This is a genomic window from Chitinophaga ginsengisoli (assembly GCF_003014595.1).
GTDB classification, from domain to species: Bacteria; Bacteroidota; Bacteroidia; order Chitinophagales; family Chitinophagaceae; genus Chitinophaga; species Chitinophaga ginsengisoli.
In genome coordinates this window covers 755,719-774,028 of the sequence record NZ_PYGK01000001.1, presented here as the reverse complement: position 1 = coordinate 774,028, position 18,310 = coordinate 755,719, and the positions used below count along the sequence as shown (strand labels likewise).

Here is an 18,310-nt window from a genome sequence, read left to right as displayed (position 1 = left end):
TTATTTACCAAATAATAAATAGGGAACTTCCACAAATCTTGTCTTTTCCGCATTCAGGGGAATCAGCTCTGTCGTGTTTTTCACGATATATGCACGGCTGGCTTTCTCCCGCAGGAAATCATAATAACTGATGATCTCTGCCAGGCCATTCTCCAGCGGAGAATGTTCCAGCACCTCTTTCAGCGTAGCCGTCTGCTTATCTTTCAGTGCATGCTCCACTTTCTCCCATAGCTGTTTCCGGCTGATAAAGGAAGTATTGAGTAACCGGCTGAACCTTGTAACATCTTCGATCTGCTCTGTAGCATTTGCCGGCTGTTTCACATCGACAATTGTTTTCTTTTGTTCCAGCGCCAGTTTCTTTTCCATTACCATCCGGATGCCAGCACTATCATCCAAAGTAATGCCACAATCAATATTGTCATCTTCTTCAATCAGGTCGAAGACAAATTCCTTGATACCATTGATCTGCTTCCGCAGGCGTCTATGTCTGGCTATTTCTTTTTCGGAGATAATACGGCTGAGCTTTTCTGCCATTTTATCGTTGGCATCATACACGGTTTTGCCCTGCTGTAGCAGCATGGATTTGATATTCTGCAGGAATTGTTCATCACCGCTGATCTTTCTTTCCGTTATGGTGTGCAGCAACTGGTCGGTGAGCTCCCGCCATTCTTCCTGTCCCGCGCGGGATATCAGGAAGTCCCAGAACGCATAAAAGCTCTTACCCTGGTTACTATTGCGCAAAGAGTCATATGCTTCGAAGGCGAACCCGATAATAGCGCCTTTGCTCTGTTCTGCCTTGGTATGCTGCTCTACAATAGTACGGTGGATAGCCTTGAAATTATCCTCCACTTCCCGGAAATCACTAATCAACTCATAACACAGGCGGGTAAACAACTCCAGGCGTTCTTCCACCTGGGCGTTGTTGTACCTGTCTGGTACAATACCCAGTTCCAGGGCTTTGATCTCTTTATCGATATCCGCCCGTTTGTTCTTCAGTATTTCGAGTTTTTTGGCCCTGTCGTCTTCTGTGTTCTCCACGATATCCCGTAAGGAGTTGAATAACAGCTTAAAACGGCTTTCTGTACCTACGTGCTGGCGTAGTTGTAAGGTCTGCATCCACTGGAACACCTTCTCGGTGTAGGCGCTGAGCTGATACTGGGTATTACCCTCCGCATCCGGAAGGTCCTGCAGGAGCCTTTTCTGTACCCAGTTCAGGATATATTTACGGGCGCGGGTTTCCTCATCCTCTCCAAAGTTGATCTTTGCTTCTTCCAGGTCTTCGGTTCCATCGTCCTGTTGGCCCAGGGTTTCGGCCAGCAGGCGTACCAGCTGTACCTCAGAAATTGAAAATCTGTTCTCCTCTTTAAAAACACCATATAAGAAGGGTAAGATCCAGTGCGTATTACGCAACCGCAACATCTGTATAGCTGGCGAGGTGGATATTAACCAATATAGATCGTCTTTATTCATAAAAATCCCCAAAGGTCTGTAAGTTGGAGAAAAAAAATGGATTTGAGAACGGATGTGGATAATGGGATCTTATCAGGCGCATGTTATGGCAGGAATAAGACAAACTATGCTAAAAACAATTCCTACTTTACGTTGTTGATACAAATCAAAAAGGCCTAAAAGGCCATTTCACGTAACTTAAACCTACACACATGAAAGCATTAAAGAAAATCCTGCTCGTCATCGTTGTTCTGATTGCTATTGTATTGATTCTCGCTGCCTTCACTAAAAAACGTTATGGCGTTGAACGGGAAGTAGTGATCAATAAACCTAAACAGGAAGTTTTTGACTACATCAAACTCCTGAAAAACCAGGACAACTACAGTAAATGGGCCATGATGGATCCTGCAATGAAAAAGACCTATACAGGTACCGATGGTACTGTCGGTTTTGTTTCAGCCTGGGACAGCGATAAAAAAGACGTAGGTAAAGGTGAACAGGAGATTAAAAAGATCGCTGAAGGTGAAAAGATCGATTTTGAATTACGGTTCTATAAACCCTTTGAATCTACCGAACAGGCGTATATGCAAACGGAAGCCGTTTCCCCAACCTCCACCAAGGTAAAATGGGGTTTCAACGGGCATATGAATTATCCGATGAACCTCATGCTGTTATGCATGGATTTTGAAAAAATGATCGGTGATGACCTGCAAACCGGGCTTACCAACCTCAAATCGAACTTAGAGAAATAATCGAACTGATTGAATATAAGCGCTGATGATAGCTCCAACTATCTTCAGCGCTTTTTTATTCCGGTACAGACGAGGTTGTCCAAGTACAGGCCGTTTTCTATGCAAATCTGAATAATATCAATACTTTTACGCCGCTGAACCGGGTCATACCGGACTATTTTTAATAGTACTTTTCTTTTTCTATGTCTGGCGAAATAAAACCGCTTCCTCTCGTATCGATCGTGATGGCTACCTACAATGGAGCAAGATTCCTGGAAGCACAAATGGATTCGCTGCTTGCGCAAACCTATCCCAATATTGAGATCGTAGCTGTAGATGACTGCAGTAAGGATAATACGGTTGAAATCCTTGAAAGGTATGCTGCTAAACATAGCCACATCCGTGTATTCCGGAATGCTTCCAATCTTGGTTACACCAGGAATTTCGAAAAAGCAGTTAGTCTCGCTACAGGGGAGTATATCTCCTTCTCCGACCAGGACGATATATGGCAACCTGAAAAGACAACATTGTTAATGAACGCGATAGGCGATCATCCTATGGTCTATAGCGATTCCCAGCTGGTGTCTGAGGATCTGCAGCCGCTGTGGAAACATTCTGACCTTAAGCACCAAACACCATTTGACAGTTGCCTGTATTTTGCCACAGACAACTGCGTAGCAGGCCATTCCCTTATCATGAAAAGGGCTATCGCTGTTGCAGCCATGCCTTATCCAAGAGAAGCGGCTTATGACCTCTGGCTGCCGTTCTTCGCCACATTACATGGTGAGATTAAATACATCAATACTGCATTTGTACAGTGGAGGCAACACAGTTCCAATATTACTGGTGGGAAACTTGATCTGCAGGCAAAACTCAGGGATACAAGGACCATATTCAGCCTGTTCCGCGATGCATGTCCTGCAGCATTGGATAAGGAAAGAAAGATCTTTCAGGAGCTGTATGATAGTTATGGAAGTTATTCTCTTGCGAACAACTTTAAACGTATGCAACTGTTCTTCACGCATCAACGTTATTTCCTGGGAATGAAAAAGCGGAATGCTTTCAGGAAGTTTCTCTTTTGCATAAAGATGTTCTTCAAAATGAGGCCACATGCATAAATGGAGCCAGGAAGAACGTGAAGTCTATCCGAAGGAGAAATCAACAATATCATGCTAACGCAGCATAAATAAGAAAGGACAGCTGGCAAACCAACTGTCCTTTTTAAGTAGCCTCGACAGGAATCGAACCTGTATCTGGAGCTTCGGAAACTCTTATACTATCCATTGTACTACGAGGCCTGAAGCCATCCTGTTCACCAGGAAAGGAAGGCAAAACTAATGTATTTAACGATCAATTACAAAAGCCCCTCTACTTATTTTCAATCACATATTCAGGTTGCTCTTGAAGATCTTCACGGCAATCGCCAGCAGGATCACGCCAAAAAACTTACGTACCACCATTAACCCCGCTTTGCCCAGGATGCGTTCTATCCAGCTCAGAGAGCGCAGTACGACGTAAATGATCACCAGGTTCAAAAGGATACCCGCTAATATATTTACTTCCTCATAGTTGGCTTTGAGCGACATAATGGTGGTCAGGGTACCGGAACCGGCTATCAGCGGGAAGGCAATAGGAATCAGGCTGCCTGTTTTAGTATCTTTCTCGCTTTTGAAAAACTCCACCCCCAGGATCATTTCCAGACCGATCACAAAGATTACGATAGAACCAGCTACTGCAAAGGAGTGAATATCTACGCTCAGCAGGTTCAGGAATGGTTTACCTACCAGGAGGAACAGCACCATCAGGAAGCCTGAGGCGATAGTAGCCTTTCCTGAGTCGATATGGCCCAACTTTTCCTTCAGCGATATCAGCACGGGAATAGATCCCACAATATCGATAACTGCAAAAAGCGTAAAGGTAATAGCCAGAATCTGGTCAAAGCTGAACAAACCGAACATAGGATTAGTGTGTTTTGGACAAAAATAAGGTTTAATTGGTTATTACATATTTCAATATAGTATCATAGATACGAATAATTACAGCAATAAGAAAAGGCGTCCCGTTTATGCAGGACGCCTTTTCTTTTATAAGCAGGTCATCAACCGGGCATACGGGAGATGTATTTGTCCATTTCTTTTATCTGGCTTACTATCTGTGCGGTAGTTGGCTTTTGTGCCTTAGCCCTGCGGAAGTAATCTTTTGCTGTTTTAAAGTCCCTGCGGCTCATGGCAATGGAAGCCAGGGTAAGCAGTGCAGCAGCAGTATTTTCTTTGTCAGGCAGCCCCATTCTCACTGCTTTCTTGAGGTTCTGGTCGGCTTCCTTCATGTCGTTCTTCTGGTAAGCGATGGTTCCCAGCTGGAAGTACTGCATACCTTCGTATTCCTTCATCGGGCTACCGGATTTAATACTCTGGCGGATCGTTGCTTCTGCTTTGTCCAGGTCTTTATTGTACATCGCCATATTACTCTGCATGAAGTAATACACAGAGCGGATCGGTTTGTAGAGCAGTTTAGGGAAAGCGATCTTGTTCATCATTCCCATCGCCTTATCAATGTCACCGGCTTCAACCGCTTCCTGTACCAGCCTCATTGGGCCGAACATGAAGTGTGTAACCAGACATACCACACCAATCAGCAGCAGAATAGTAGCTTCCCACCAACCTATGGTTATTCCCAGTGCAATACCACCTAACAGGAAGATAATACCCAATGGCAGACGATATAGAATAAAAAAGTTAAATGCTTTCATTTGTGAATCTTGTTTTAAAAATCAGGTGGAACCCCTTACAAAGTTGCACGTTTTATAGCTTATTTCTTATAAGAGGCGCAAAGATAAATAAAAAAGATGTGGGGATATCAGGAGATTAGTTACCTTTGAATCATCAGATGATATGATGATTAGCTTATGACGTCTATTAAGAGAAATAGCCTTGCCGACGAAGTGGCCCAGCGGTTGCAGGAGCAGATATCTCTCGGCACTTACAAGCCGGGAGAGAAGTTACCTACAGAACCTGCTTTAATGCAGGCTTACGGCGTGGGCCGGTCGTCCATACGGGAGGCTGTACGCATACTGGCCAACAGTGGTGTACTACGTGTACAACAGGGACTGGGTACCTTCGTCGAAGCCAGTGCCGGTATTGAAGAGCCTTTCCCTCAACGGATAAAACGGGCCACTATAGATGATCTGGATGAAGTACGGCAGTTGCTGGAAATGAAGATAGCGCAGAAAGCTGCCGTCAACAGAACGGCGGAAGACATTGAGAAAATAGAAGTATATCTGAAAAAGAGAAAGGAGACCGCTGCCGCGGATGATACAGCCGGCGCCATTGAGGCTGATATCAATTTCCACGTTGCCATTGCAGAGTCGTCAGGCAACAGTATTCTGACAGACCTCTATAAAACGGTGGCGCACCACTTGAAAAATCACTTTATAACTCAGTTTAAAAATGCTGAGAGTTTCAGAGAAACCCAGCATTTGCATAAGCACCTTTTAAACAGCATCATTGCCCAGGATGCCCAAAAGGCGTGGCAATGGGCACAACGTATTACCCAACATAATAACGACGAGCCAGCAAAGTAAAAAGTCATGGAAAAAACAATACAGGAAACCGCTAAAGCGCAGGCACAGCAGGCCGCGCAGAATACCGTATTCTCTATTCTGATCGCGCTCAGCTTCTCCCATCTGATCAATGACACCATACAGTCACTGATACCTGCCATCTACCCTATCGTCAAAGACTCCCTTCATCTTTCTTTCAGTCAGATAGGGCTGATCACGCTCACCTATCAGCTTACGGCGTCCCTGCTGCAACCGCTGGTAGGGTTTTATACAGACAAAAATCCCAAACCCTATTCATTGGCCATTGGTATGGGCTTTACCTTACTGGGATTGATCAGCCTTTCCCAGGCGCACCATTTTTACCTGGTGTTATTATCTGTTGCGCTGGTGGGCGTAGGCTCCTCTATCTTCCATCCCGAGGCTTCCCGCCTGGCTTATATGGCCTCCGGCGGCAGGCATGGTATGGCGCAATCGCTTTTTCAGCTGGGAGGCAATGCAGGCAGCTCACTCGGCCCGTTACTCGCAGCGCTGATCATTGTACCGAAAGGACAGTCCAGCATCAGCTGGTTCTCATTAGCTGCATTACTGGCGATAGTGGTAATGCTCAATATCGGATCATGGTATAAAAACAATACGCATCGCATCCGTAGCAAATCGAAAGGTGCGGATGCTGCAATACATGTACAGTTACCGAGGGGAAAAGTCATTTTTGCACTGAGCATATTGCTGGTGCTGATCTTCTCCAAATACTTCTACATGGCTAGTATGACCAGCTACTATACCTTCTACCTCATGGATAAGTTCCATGTGTCTGTAGCAAGTGCACAAGTATATCTCTTCATCTTCCTGTTTGCCATTGCTGCAGGTACTTTCATCGGAGGTCCGGTAGGCGACCGTATAGGACGCAAGTATGTGATCTGGATATCGATATTGGGTGTGGCGCCGTTCTCACTCCTGTTGCCACATGCTAACCTGTTGTGGACCTCCGTACTTAGTGTATTTATTGGCGTGATCCTGTCATCTGCCTTTTCTGCTATTCTTGTTTATGCACAGGAACTGGTGCCGGGCAAGGTAGGTATGATCGCCGGATTGTTCTTCGGACTTGCATTTGGCATGGGAGGTATTGGTTCTGCGCTACTGGGAAAACTGGCCGACAAAACCAGCATTGCCTATGTATTTGATGTATGTGCCTATCTGCCTTTAATAGGGTTGCTTACTGGTCTGTTGCCCGATGTGGAACGTGCAGGTAAATCAAAATAAAAACCAGCTCACCAGTCCCTGTTGGCAAAAAAGGACTTTTGTCACCTGGGACTGGTGAGTGCATTATTAGATAAAACGCTCTGGGTTTCATCAATTAAATAACCATTAAGACACAATCTTTAAATATGTATATGCAATGAAGTTTAAGCAATAAGTTTATATGTGATTCGTGGAATGCCGGGAAAAATATTTTGTATCGCGTTATGCAGTCTGTCCATCAGGTCGTTAACCAAAATTATATAGTGCTGCTGAAATAACATTGCAGTTCCAGGCTGGACAATGTTTTTCCTCTTTTTTATTGCTACCCCTCTGCCGACTGGTACTTTTCAGGAAAAATCGCTACATTTAATCGGGGCTTAAATCTTATACATATGGAACCAAATTCTCAACGAGACGAACAACTTTGGAAAATCGCCAGGTTAAGGGCGAAATTCAAAACATCCCTGATTATTTATCTTGTTATGAATGCCTTTTTCTGGGGACTCTGGCTAGCCACCGGAGCCTATGAACATGGTGGTACGCCATGGCCCGTATGGCCTGCAATTGGCTGGGGGCTTGGACTGGCATTTCAGTACTTTAATGCCTGGCATCGCGATCCATTCGGAGATGCAGTAAAAGAGTATGAAAAATTATTGGAGGAAAAGCAACGCAGGGGCATATAAATCCCCATCCACCTTTCATAAATTCCACTGCCTTGATAAAAGGTATTTAACGTAAGCCAGATCTACAATATGGAGCAGCCACGCAGATTATTTGATGTCATTGAGCACCAGCTAAAGAATTTCCCAAAGTCAGACATGCTGGTAGGAAAAGAAAACAATGTCTGGAAAAAGTACAGCACACAGGAAGTAGCCGATCTTACACTCCGTTTTAGTGCAGGGCTGCTGCAACTTGGCATAGGCCAGGGAGACACGACTCCTGAAGGCTCGGACAAGATTGCAATAGTATCCCCTAACCGCCCCGAGTGGATGCTAACAGACCTGGCCTGTCAACAGGCAGGTGCTGTGCTTGCGCCGTTATATCCGACAATCAGCGAACATGAAACGGAGTTCATCCTGAATGATTCAGGAGCTTCTATTCTGTTCGTAAGCGGGCAGGATATGCTTGATAAGATCACACCTATACGTCATAAATTAACCCATCTCAAAGAGATCTTCTCTTTTACTAAAATTGCAGGTTGCCGACACTGGAGTGAGATCCCCGATATGGCTAAACAGGAAGATATTGACAGGATAAAAGTTATCCGGGAGAAAATAGATCCTGAACAACTGGCTACCATCATCTATACTTCAGGTACTACCGGTACGCCTAAAGGAGTTATGCTGAATCACAGGAATATCATGAGTAATGTGACAGCATGTATCCCTTATCTGCCGGTAAGCCAGGAAGCAAGGGCACTCAGCTTTCTGCCTCTCAATCACGTTTTCGAACGTATGGTGACTTATGTATACCTTACTGCAGGAGTACCTATTTACTATGCAGAAAGCATGGATACCATCGCCGATAACCTGCGTGAGGTGAAGCCCAGCATATTTACGACAGTGCCGCGCTTACTGGAAAAAGTATATGAAAAGATCATGTCCAAAGGGCTGGAATTAAAGGGTATCAAACGTGCTCTTTTCTTCTGGTCAGTAGAACTGGGCAAGAAATATGAGATCAATAAATCCCTTGGCTGGTGGTATAACTTCCAGTTGTCTATCGCCAATAAACTTGTCTTCAAGAAATGGCGGGAAGCCCTGGGAGGTAATATAGACGCTGTTGTTGTTGGTTCTGCTGCCTGCCAGGTAAGGTTATTAAAAATATTTACCGCTGCCAATATTCCTATTCTGGAGGGATATGGCCTTACTGAAACATCTCCCGTGATCAGTGTGAATCGGGTAGATGTAAAAGACCGTATGTTTGGAACTGTAGGACCGCTCATCAGCAATGTGGAAGTTAAAATAGCAGAAGATGGCGAGATCCTCTGCAAAGGTCCGAACATCACTCTCGGGTACTACAAACGCCCCGATCTGACTGCCGACGCTATCAAAGATGGCTGGTTCCACACCGGCGACATCGGCGTACTCGTCAACAATCAGTTCCTGAAGATCACAGACCGCAAAAAGGAGCTCTTTAAGACCTCCGGCGGTAAGTTCGTGGCTCCGCAGCCTATCGAGAATAAATTCAAGGAATCACCCTTTATTGAGCAGATTATGGTGGTAGGGGAAGGACGCAAATTTACAGGCGCCCTGATCGTACCTTCTTTCCCTCAACTGGAGAGCTGGGCTGCTAAAAAAGGACTCCCTTCCTCTTCTCATGAAGAACTGCTGCAAAACGATGATATTCAACAGCTTTACCAACAGGTCGTTGAGAAATATAACCAGTATTTCAGTCACATAGAGCAGATCAAGAAGTTTGAACTGCTGCCCAGGGAATGGACGATTGCCAACGGAGAACTCTCCCCTACCCTTAAGGTAAAGCGGAAAGTAATTACCCAGAAATACGATCAACAGATTGAGAAAATTTATAATAGTAGCATGAGTGGGCAAATTTTGAGCTGAGTGCTCGAAATATATAAAAAACGTTTACTTTTGCACTCCACTTTAGGGTTCGTGCCCTATGGCCCGGTAGTTCAATGGATAGAATAGAAGTTTCCTAAACTTTAGATACAAGTTCGATTCTTGTCCGGGCTACTGAGAATGTAAAAAGCTGCTTTAGGGCAGCTTTTTTGTTATTGGGAATTTGGGTATTTGTCAAATCAAGGCCGTCATTCTGAACGCAACGCATGGAGTGAAGAATCTCCAGGCCAGGTTATAATATGTTGTAAAAAGGTCATAGTGTCTCGCTACGACCAGTGGTATAACACGTACCTGACATTTTTGCATTGCCTTTTCCTGCAGCTCACTATGTTGCCAGCGATGCAACGAGTGATTACGCAGGTTTTATCTTTTTCAACATTGCACGGTGGTTCTCACCCCACTTAATCATTTCATCCACCATTGGTTTTAAACTCTTGCAATACGGCGTGACCGTGTAGCTCACAGTAACGGGTAGGGAGTCATACACAGTGCGCACTACTAACCTGTTTTCTTCCAGATCTTTGAGTTCTTTGGAAAGTACGCGGGTAGTGATATTGGGTACGGCGCGCTGGATGTCGCGAAAGCGATTATTGCCGTTATTGATGGCTATCATGATGGGCAGTTTCCATTTGCCACTGATCACGAACAGTGTGTCTTGTACATACTTAATTTTCTGCTCGATGCTTAATTCCTTTTTCGCCATTTTGGTATCCTTTAGGTAACTGGCATCAAAAGTATACCATTATACCGGTAGCTTTGTAAAAAAGTAAGAATGGGAAAAACGGTACTGATCACAGGTGCTACCAGTGGCATTGGCAAGGCGGCAGCACTGGCGCTCGCGCAACGAGGCTACCAGGTAATAGTCCATGGAAGAAATCCTGGAAAAACGGAAGTGATAAGGAAGGAGATCATTGCCGAGAGCGGAAACGATCAGGTTAGTGTGGTAACGGCCGACCTCTACAGCCTGGCGGACATTCGCAGGATGTGTGCCGATATACATGAGCGGTATTCGAGGATTGATATACTGATCAACAATGCGGGCGGTCTGATGGGTAAAAGCCGGGAGACCAGCCAGGAGAATTTTGAAAAGACATTTGCAGTCAATGTCCTGGCCCCGTTCCTGATCACTCACTTATTGATGGATTTGCTGGTAAAGAGCGACGATGCCCGCATTATCAATGTAGCGTCTAATTCTCACCAGTTAAATGCAAAGCCTGATTTTGGCGATATACAGTTGGAAAAACAGTATAACCCATTGCGGGCATACGGAAATGCGAAGTTATTCCTGATCTGGAATACTCAGCACCTGGTGGGGCAGTTGCAGCGGGATAGTATTACCAATGTGAGGGCGTATACGCTTCATCCGGGCGCAGTGGCGACCAGTTTTGGTGTTGGCAGTGATCTTGGCCCGATACTGAATTTTGTCAGCAAGCTGGCTCGTTCTTTCTTCAAAAGCCCTGAGTCGGGTGCAGATACCATAGTATACCTGGCGACTGCTGAAAATGTGCCTGGCAAGTCAGGCGATTATTTTGTAGATAGGAAACCGGCTAAGAAAAGCATGAAATATTTCACGGCGGAGCGCGAACACCTCATTTGGAACTATTGTCTGGAGCAAACCGGTTTACACCGGTAATCACGGTATAGTGGCGAGTTTATAATAACAAAATGCGCCGAATAGCGCACTTTGCTATGACATTTGACAAAAGGTAAAGTTTAAAGACTTGTAATCAGATTTGTGGAAATTCAGATTTCATTGGGTAAATCCGGGCAAAGAAGTCCAGTAAATAGTTCGACAAATTGCTTGGCGGGGCTACGAAAGAAGCGAAATAATATTACTATCATTTCGCTTTTATTTTTAAGTAAATGCCTCATTGTAACTGAAATAGGACATTATCTGCTTTTTGTTTTAAATGATGCTTTTTTCTGCAAAATCCGCCGTCGAACCCATTTACAGCTCGCCAAACGAACCGGTATTCAGCATCTTATGATTAAACGATTGGCGCCAACTCCTACAGTTCCAATAAGGAATACAGGAATCGAACGCTGTAATCACAGGCCCAATATTTTTAATAAGGATCGCTTAAAATTGCTACCTGAGTCAGCTTTTTGTTCTTTACATCTCCAGGCTACAAATCCATCAGGCCTGATCAATAAGGCACCGCTCGTGGTGATATCCAGTACTTTGTTGACAGTTTTTTCTTTATAGTCCAACGCACCATCGGGACTGATACTGTATACGGGAATGCCTATTTTAAACTCATCTTGAATTTGTGTAGCTAACTGTTTCCATAAATCATTATCCGGTCCTGTAAGTAGTACAAAACTTTCACCCATTAAGTCAAGTGTAGATATTTTCTGCTGCTGATAATTTACCCATAAATGAGGTATCCGGGTACCAGGCTGTCCTTTTAGCAGATCAGTTCTTTTAGACTGGCTGCCTGTATCTCCGGCACATATAGCCGAAGACGAATAAATCATATCGGGTATGCCCATCAGGTACCCTAATTTTTTCATCGGCAGTTTAGGAAATAATTGATTCAACCCAAGCTTGCTAACAACGATCACGCTCAGGAAGGAAAACATCCATTTCCTGTTTATTTTTTTAATCAGTCCATATTCATCGGCCATTTCGCCAGATGTCTCTGCATTGTATTGGCCGATAGATTGCCGTTCGGTCGAATAAGTATGTAACAGAGATTCTTTTGCAATACCTTTTAGTACCAACGCCAGTTTCCAGGCCAGGTTATGAACATCCTGTATCCCGGTATTAGCTCCTTTTCCACCGTATGGAGGCATAATGTGAGCAGCATCGCCTGCCAGGAAGACGCTGCCATGCTGCATTTCAGTTACTGCTTTTACTGTAGGTTGCCAGGGCAATACGCTAATAATGGAGATCGTCACATTGGGTAAACCAATCACTTTTTGCAGGATAGCAATTAATTTCTCATTCGTAAAATCTTCCGGCTTTTCACCTTTTGCGGTGTCGTAGTATAAATGGTAAACCCAACGGTCGCTATTATCGATAGATGTGAGCATTCCACGTAGGCCCGGTTCCTCTATCCGCAAGATGCTAAACTCCCTGCCTGCTACAAATTCACGCAGATTAGCTTTGAAATAAACATTTAACAGGTCTCCCAAAACGCCACGACCAACTGTAGTTGCGCATAGGGTTTCCCGTATCCGGCTTTTAGCGCCATCGGCTGCGATCATATAGTTGGCTTCAATCGTTTCTGCCTGGCCAGTCTCTCTATCCCTTATCACAGCCACAACTGAATTCCTGGTTTGGTGGAAAGAAACCAGCTCCGTATAAAAGCGGAGATCGCCCCCACGCTCCCTGGCAGCGGCCAGCAAGATAGGTTCTGAAATATCCTGGGTACAACGCGCACCGGCTTCAGGACTTTGGGCAGTCAGTGCTTCCAATCCTTTTATCTGCATCGGGCCAGCTATTTTTTGCTTTTTAGGCTTCTTGTTTTTTAGCGTGGCAAACAATGAGCTGCCTGTATGAATACCCCAGGCTGCTGCCAATGCTGCTCCGGCTTTACGTATAGACTCGCTCAATTGCAGTTCGCGGTAGAGTTCCATGGTCCTGACATCGAAACCACGGGCTCTTGGATGTATAGAAGTGGTTTTATGCCGCTCTATCAATATGGGCACAATATCATGCTTAAGCAGGAACAATGCAGCACTCAGGCCAGAGATCCCGCCGCCTACGATTAAAACACTTGTCTTTTTTATAGTTTGTGTATTGAAAATACGCTCGTTCATTTCAATGTAATTTTATGCAAAGTTGTCCGTTTCAATTATGGGAAAAGTGCATATATTGAATTATTTAGTACCATCTCTGCAATCATTTTACTATGGAAGAACAAAAAGAGCCTGAGCAGTTCAGTATAGAAAGGCTGATAGCCATACCAAGAGGTGTAATGCATGAATATAACATTCCGCTCAGGGACAGGCAGGGTCATATTAAACTGGCTATCACCGATTCTGCCGGTATTGTAGATGGCACCATGATTGCAGAGAAATCAGTCCAGCCTTTGTCGCACTATAACGGCACCGCCTTTGTAGAAATGAACTTCATGTTAGAAGGTAATATCAGCCAAACGTATGACGGACTTTTAACCAAACATCATTATAATAAAGGCTACCATAATATCCTGTTTAACCCCTACAGCACAGAGACAAATCAGTTGATGACAACGGGCAGGCATCGCATATTCAGCATTCACCTGTTACCAGAGCGCATGGCGGACTTGCTTCGCGATTACCTTCCGGAATTTCATTCGCTGGCCAATAAAATTGAAAAAGGCGAACGATTCGTAATGCACGCCCCTGCAAATAGTATGGATCACAGGCTGAAGTACTTGCTACATACTTTCTGGGACTCGCCGCTTCAATCCGGTCTCGGGAAATTGTATTTTGATTCACGGATATTGGAATTGTTCAGCAGGCAGTTTGAAATATTGGCAGGGCCAATTAAGAAAATTCCGGAAATCGGAAAAGCAGATCTGGAAAGATTATATTATGTAAAGGAGCTTATTTTAAATAACCTGGAGACGCCACCCTCGCTAAAATCCTTGTCTGATCAGAGTGGGCTGACGGAGCTAAAACTGAAGAAGCAGTTCAAAATGGTTTTTAACCAAAGTATTTATGGATTTCTGTGTGACGAAAGATTAAGACGCGCCCGGCAGATGATACTGGAAGGCGAAAAGAACATCTCCACAATAGCTTATGAATTGGGATATGCCCATCCTCAGCATTTTCACCGTGCCTTTAAAAAGCAATTTGGTGTTACGCCTAAAAGCCTTTTGAGATAGAAAACACCGGGCAGTGTTAGTAATCCTTACCGATAACAAAAGCTGCTCTGATGGCGGCTTTTTTGATTTCCCCAAACGGTATGCCCTTCCCGGATCAGTTTTTTTGCAGCATCTTTACCCATTCCGGAACTTGCACCTGTTATTAAGATTACTTTTTTCATTTTCTGATTATTTATACTGCAAATTTCACATGAATGGGGGCGGTGCTGTTAATACGAATGCGGGAAAGTTGTATACTAATTCTCTTTTGGGGGATTAAAGGCATATGACCTACAGCTTTTGTAGGTAAACTTGTGAAAGTTCAAATTTTAATGGGTAAATCCGGGTAAAGAAGTCCGGCAAGTAGTTAATTTCTCAAACAGGCTTTGCCTCTTCTATCATTTGGCTTTATGGTGCCGCCATATAATCGGGAATATAGATGACATCAGACACCGGATTAGGAGACCATGCCAGGTAAATAATCTTCACACCGTTCACCATCACAAAGTTTTCGCTTTCGGCAATCCCTCCCACAGCACCAGATCTCGGCAATGACTTCGCCCAGTACCTTTGCAGCACCTGGTTCATGATGGCAAATTCTACTTCTTTTTGTGTTCCCGCGATACCCGGATGAGTATGGAGGCCCTGTTGATGGAATCTGTAAGCATGTCCCGATCCAATAGTAAAAGTTACATTCGATATTTTAACAGTACTTGTATGTTCTCTATTTTCCTGCCCTTCGTTACGCACATAATGAAGCGCAGCTGCTTGCTCCAGCGGCGATTTTGTTGATTGATGAATGGCAGTGGTAGCACCTCCTATCATCTCAATCTGCGCATCAGCAGATAACCTCATGAAACGGTCCCAGAATAAACTTTCCACGCTCAAAAGTTTGAAATTATCGCCGCCCACACTCTGAGAAGGCATCGCCGTGTTTCCAAACTTCTTACTCCTCAGCTTTTTCTTCAGTTCATTAAATTGTTTCTGATACCATTTCTTGATATTTCCCGTCGTCTCATAAGGCCTGCTCTCTTCTTTGAGCTTCTCCATTTCCTTGTCCGCCGTATTTATCTTATTCGAAAGATAGCTATACACATTCTGTACATCCGCATAACCACTTTCCATCACAACGTCGCGGTTTGTCATCCCATTTCCGTTTTCTTCGTGAGGTATCTGTGTTGCTATCTTCGAACCGGCAAAGTTCCGGTTTATAAACAGTAATTTCTGATTCTCCGGTAATCTACGGAAATAGCTGAGGGCCTTAGGTTTAAAAAGCCCCCGGTTATGGCGATCTGCCATAAATGCTTCAACACTGGCGTATTTTGGAGCTTCCTCCAGGCCAGCACTTCCCCCAACCAGTTCATTTGTATATTCCTTATCGGGATCCGCCTGTCCAAGCGCAAAACGACGATAGATCTGTGCAGCACTCTCTCTTTCCTCAGCTGAATCAGGGTCCCAGCGGCTAACCCTTTCCTCTTCTGCTGCTTGCTCCCCTGTCGTACGCTCCCACTTGTATTCTATGTGATGCCTGCCAATCTGTAACTCAATAGTGGCATTGATAATATGACTGGCGGAGTTCTTCTCCCGGAGGATTGCAGTGATACCACCCTTTTTCGCCGTTCGCATGCGATCAGATAATTGAGCACTCCCTGTCATGGTAGAGGAGCCAAATGTTGTCAGGAACACGCCTTCCCCGTCGTCCCAACTTCCGGGCCGTATATATACCGTTCTGTCATCCGTTTTAGGCGGATATCCTTCAAAGCCGCGATGCAGCTCCTCTATAGTATTTAGTTCTTCGGGAGTAAGTGTATTCATTTTACCAACAACCGGAGGCGCTACGTCACGTCCCCATAACTCCGCTATCTGACCTAACAGCGCAGGCCTCTGATCTTCATTGTTGCCGCCCCTTTTTCCTTCCTCCCGGAAAGAAAGCTTATCCAGTGATACTAGTCGGAGATTCTTTTCGCCATCTACTTTCACTTTCACAGTATTTAAGGCTTCCATAAACTTAAATATTACGCCTTTTGTTATCTTCCCGCCCTCATTAATGTCGACTGCAGCTCCCACTCCGGCCCTTGCCTCCTCTTTACTTAAGACCAATTGAACAACAGGGCCACTGTTATCAACAAATGGCTGGTTTTCAGCATCCAAAGACATCTTCTGAAAAGGTATTACCGCCGGCATAGCAATACCGGTCGCGCCTGTATGATACGCTGCTGAACGGGTAGAGTGATTAGTTGCCGGAATACTACCATGTTCTCTGGGCATAGGGATGGGTTTATAATCCTCACAAAATAGCATATTCAACTGGCAATTAGATCCGGGCTCTCCATAAAAGCATGCATGATATCATTTAACTTTGCATTCATCATGAGTACACAATCCTTCAAACTGGAAGTTTCCCCTACAGTGGGCACCGTCTCCGCCAAATACATCACTCCGGCCAAACCGGAATGTATCTTCACACTGGCACATGGAGCAGGAGCCGGCATGGATCATATCTTCATGGAAACACTGGCGGAAGCACTTTCCAAAGTAGGCATCGCTACTTTACGATTCAATTTCCCCTTTACTGAAAACAAAAAAGGCAGGCCTGACTCTCCAGCTGTTGCACATGCAACCATAGAGGCTGCTATTAAAAAAGCCCATGAATTAGCCCCTAAACTACCGCTATTTGCCTCCGGCAAATCTTTCGGTGGGAGAATGAGTTCACAATACTTAGCTGCCCATTCGGATAATAATGTTGCGGGTATCGTCTTCTATGGCTTTCCACTCCATCCTGCAGGCAAGCCGTCTATAGAGCGTGCAGATCATCTGAAGGAAATAAAGATGCCCATGCTTTTCCTGCAGGGCTCAAAAGATACTCTGGCCACCTGGGACCTGATTGAAAGTGTATGTAGTTCTCTGAAAAAAGCCACCCTGGTAAAACTGGAAGGAGCAGATCATTCCTTTAAAGCAGGAAAGAAAGATGTGATGTCATTACTGGTGGATGAGACAAAGAAGTGGGTGGAGAAAAGACTGTAGACAATTTACTGCCTGAACTTTTTACCCATATTCTTTGAACTTTACAACAATCCCCTCCTGCCCAATCCTCGCTTTCTTTGTATCACAAAACCAAACGAAAGCAACATGAAAACAATATTCATTACAGGAACTTCCAGTGGTCTCGGAAAAGCAGCGGTCCGTTTATTTCACGATCATGGCTGGAAGGTGATTGCCACTATGCGCAATATCGAAAAAGGTAAGGAATTCAGCGATCTGGAAAGGGTAACTGTTCTACCACTGGATATTGCAGATCCTACACAGATCAATTCCACCGTTTCACAGGCTATTAAGCTGGGCAATATAGATGTGGTATTAAACAATGCCGCTTATGGTATTATAGGCCCCCTGGAAGGTGTGAGCAACGAGGAACTGATAAAACAGGTTGACACCAACTTGTTAGGCGCTATCAGGATCACACAGGCATTTATACCCCATTTCAGAACTAAGAAAAGCGGTATGTTTGTTAATATAACCTCCATTGCAGGGCTGGTTACCTTCCCGTTCGACAGTATATATCATACCGTAAAATGGGGATTAGAGGCCTTCAGCGAGGCAATGACCTATGAATTGGCGCCATGGGGCATCAGTGTCAAAACTGTAGCACCAGGTTTTATAAGATCAGCGTTTGCGTCAAATATAGTTCTCTCAACTACTGAGCCTTACAAGGAATTACTCGACCGGTATATGAAGGTTGTAAAAGGTATGATGGATCCTACAACAAGTGGCTTAACCTCTGAAGAAGTGGCCGCAATAGTCTACGATGCAGTGACAGATGGAAAGGATCAGGTACATTATACTGCAGGTGCTGACGCAGAAAGTATGTACGAAAGACGGCTAAAAGTGGGTCCTGAGATATCCCGTCAGGAGATGTCAGCAATGTTTTTAGGACAGTAAATAATTACGGTTCATTTA

At 44.6% G+C, this 18,310-nt stretch carries 17 protein-coding genes and 2 tRNA genes; 11 read left to right on the top strand and 8 right to left on the bottom strand.

The window, feature by feature from the left end:
- Window positions 1-1,470, bottom strand: coding sequence for a DUF3375 domain-containing protein (locus CLV42_RS03305; protein WP_106600453.1), 1,470 nt, complete (start codon window positions 1,468-1,470; stop codon window positions 1-3).
- A 191-nt stretch (window positions 1,471-1,661) separates the two neighbouring features.
- Here CLV42_RS03305 and CLV42_RS03300 point away from each other — a divergent pair, with 191 nt between their 5' ends.
- Both CLV42_RS03300 and CLV42_RS03295 read left to right on the top strand, forming a co-directional pair.
- A complete protein-coding gene (locus CLV42_RS03300) occupies window positions 1,662-2,201 on the top strand; it encodes an SRPBCC family protein (RefSeq protein ID WP_106600452.1) in 540 nt (179 codons plus the stop codon).
- Window positions 2,202-2,383: 182 nt separating this feature from the next.
- Window positions 2,384-3,298 carry a glycosyltransferase family 2 protein gene (locus CLV42_RS03295; RefSeq protein ID WP_106600451.1) on the top strand — a complete coding sequence of 305 codons (915 nt, stop codon included), beginning with the start codon at window positions 2,384-2,386 and terminating at the stop codon, window positions 3,296-3,298.
- A 108-nt stretch (window positions 3,299-3,406) separates the two neighbouring features.
- Here the strand turns inward: CLV42_RS03295 and CLV42_RS03290 are convergent.
- From CLV42_RS03290 to CLV42_RS03280, 3 genes are all read right to left on the bottom strand, one after another.
- Window positions 3,407-3,478: transfer RNA gene (locus tag CLV42_RS03290), tRNA-Arg, on the bottom strand.
- 84 nt (window positions 3,479-3,562) lie between these two features.
- On the bottom strand, window positions 3,563-4,138 hold the full coding sequence (locus tag CLV42_RS03285; RefSeq protein WP_245901440.1) for a MarC family protein: 576 nt from the start codon (window positions 4,136-4,138) through the stop codon (window positions 3,563-3,565).
- Window positions 4,139-4,278: 140 nt separating this feature from the next.
- Window positions 4,279-4,929, bottom strand: coding sequence for a tetratricopeptide repeat protein (locus tag CLV42_RS03280; protein ID WP_106600450.1), 651 nt, complete (start codon window positions 4,927-4,929; stop codon window positions 4,279-4,281).
- A 156-nt stretch (window positions 4,930-5,085) separates the two neighbouring features.
- Between CLV42_RS03280 and CLV42_RS03275 the strand changes: the two genes are divergently transcribed.
- The 5 genes from CLV42_RS03275 to CLV42_RS03255 all read left to right on the top strand — a co-directional run bounded on the left by CLV42_RS03275 (window position 5,086) and on the right by CLV42_RS03255 (window position 9,671).
- Entirely contained in the window at window positions 5,086-5,760 is a 675-nt protein-coding gene (locus CLV42_RS03275; RefSeq protein ID WP_106600449.1) for a FadR/GntR family transcriptional regulator, read from the top strand.
- 6 nt (window positions 5,761-5,766) lie between these two features.
- On the top strand, window positions 5,767-6,999 hold the full coding sequence (locus CLV42_RS03270) for an MFS transporter (protein WP_106600448.1): 1,233 nt from the start codon (window positions 5,767-5,769) through the stop codon (window positions 6,997-6,999).
- A gap of 371 nt (window positions 7,000-7,370) precedes the next feature.
- Complete coding sequence (locus CLV42_RS03265) at window positions 7,371-7,661, top strand: 2TM domain-containing protein (RefSeq protein ID WP_106600447.1); 291 nt, start codon at window positions 7,371-7,373, stop codon at window positions 7,659-7,661.
- A 69-nt stretch (window positions 7,662-7,730) separates the two neighbouring features.
- The gene (locus CLV42_RS03260; RefSeq protein WP_170117371.1) at window positions 7,731-9,539 is read left to right on the top strand and encodes an AMP-dependent synthetase/ligase; all 1,809 of its coding nucleotides are present in this window, start codon (window positions 7,731-7,733) and stop codon (window positions 9,537-9,539) included.
- A 60-nt stretch (window positions 9,540-9,599) separates the two neighbouring features.
- Window positions 9,600-9,671: transfer RNA gene (locus tag CLV42_RS03255), tRNA-Arg, on the top strand.
- A gap of 238 nt (window positions 9,672-9,909) precedes the next feature.
- On the opposite strand, the gene CLV42_RS03250 is transcribed toward CLV42_RS03255, so the two are convergent.
- Entirely contained in the window at window positions 9,910-10,260 is a 351-nt protein-coding gene (locus CLV42_RS03250; RefSeq protein WP_106600445.1) for a winged helix-turn-helix transcriptional regulator, read from the bottom strand.
- A 69-nt stretch (window positions 10,261-10,329) separates the two neighbouring features.
- Here CLV42_RS03250 and CLV42_RS03245 point away from each other — a divergent pair, with 69 nt between their 5' ends.
- A complete protein-coding gene (locus CLV42_RS03245; protein ID WP_106600444.1) occupies window positions 10,330-11,190 on the top strand; it encodes an SDR family NAD(P)-dependent oxidoreductase in 861 nt (286 codons plus the stop codon).
- Between the two features lie 416 nt (window positions 11,191-11,606).
- On the opposite strand, the gene CLV42_RS03240 is transcribed toward CLV42_RS03245, so the two are convergent.
- The gene (locus CLV42_RS03240; protein WP_106600443.1) at window positions 11,607-13,322 is read right to left on the bottom strand and encodes an FAD-dependent monooxygenase; all 1,716 of its coding nucleotides are present in this window, start codon (window positions 13,320-13,322) and stop codon (window positions 11,607-11,609) included.
- A gap of 92 nt (window positions 13,323-13,414) precedes the next feature.
- Between CLV42_RS03240 and CLV42_RS03235 the strand changes: the two genes are divergently transcribed.
- Window positions 13,415-14,374, top strand: a complete 960-nt coding sequence (locus tag CLV42_RS03235) for a helix-turn-helix transcriptional regulator (protein ID WP_106600442.1) — start codon at window positions 13,415-13,417, stop codon at window positions 14,372-14,374.
- Window positions 14,375-14,400: 26 nt separating this feature from the next.
- Here CLV42_RS03235 and CLV42_RS03230 read toward each other — a convergent pair whose 3' ends face one another.
- Together CLV42_RS03230 and CLV42_RS03225 are read right to left on the bottom strand one after the other, a co-directional pair.
- Complete coding sequence (locus CLV42_RS03230; protein WP_245901438.1) at window positions 14,401-14,535, bottom strand: SDR family NAD(P)-dependent oxidoreductase; 135 nt, start codon at window positions 14,533-14,535, stop codon at window positions 14,401-14,403.
- Window positions 14,536-14,761: 226 nt separating this feature from the next.
- A complete protein-coding gene (locus CLV42_RS03225) occupies window positions 14,762-16,621 on the bottom strand; it encodes a hypothetical protein (protein WP_106600441.1) in 1,860 nt (619 codons plus the stop codon).
- 102 nt (window positions 16,622-16,723) lie between these two features.
- Between CLV42_RS03225 and CLV42_RS03220 the strand changes: the two genes are divergently transcribed.
- Entirely contained in the window at window positions 16,724-17,377 is a 654-nt protein-coding gene (locus tag CLV42_RS03220; RefSeq protein ID WP_106600717.1) for an alpha/beta hydrolase family protein, read from the top strand.
- A 105-nt stretch (window positions 17,378-17,482) separates the two neighbouring features.
- A complete protein-coding gene (locus tag CLV42_RS03215) occupies window positions 17,483-18,292 on the top strand; it encodes an SDR family oxidoreductase (protein WP_106600440.1) in 810 nt (269 codons plus the stop codon).
- Window positions 18,293-18,310: the final 18 nt, after the last annotated feature.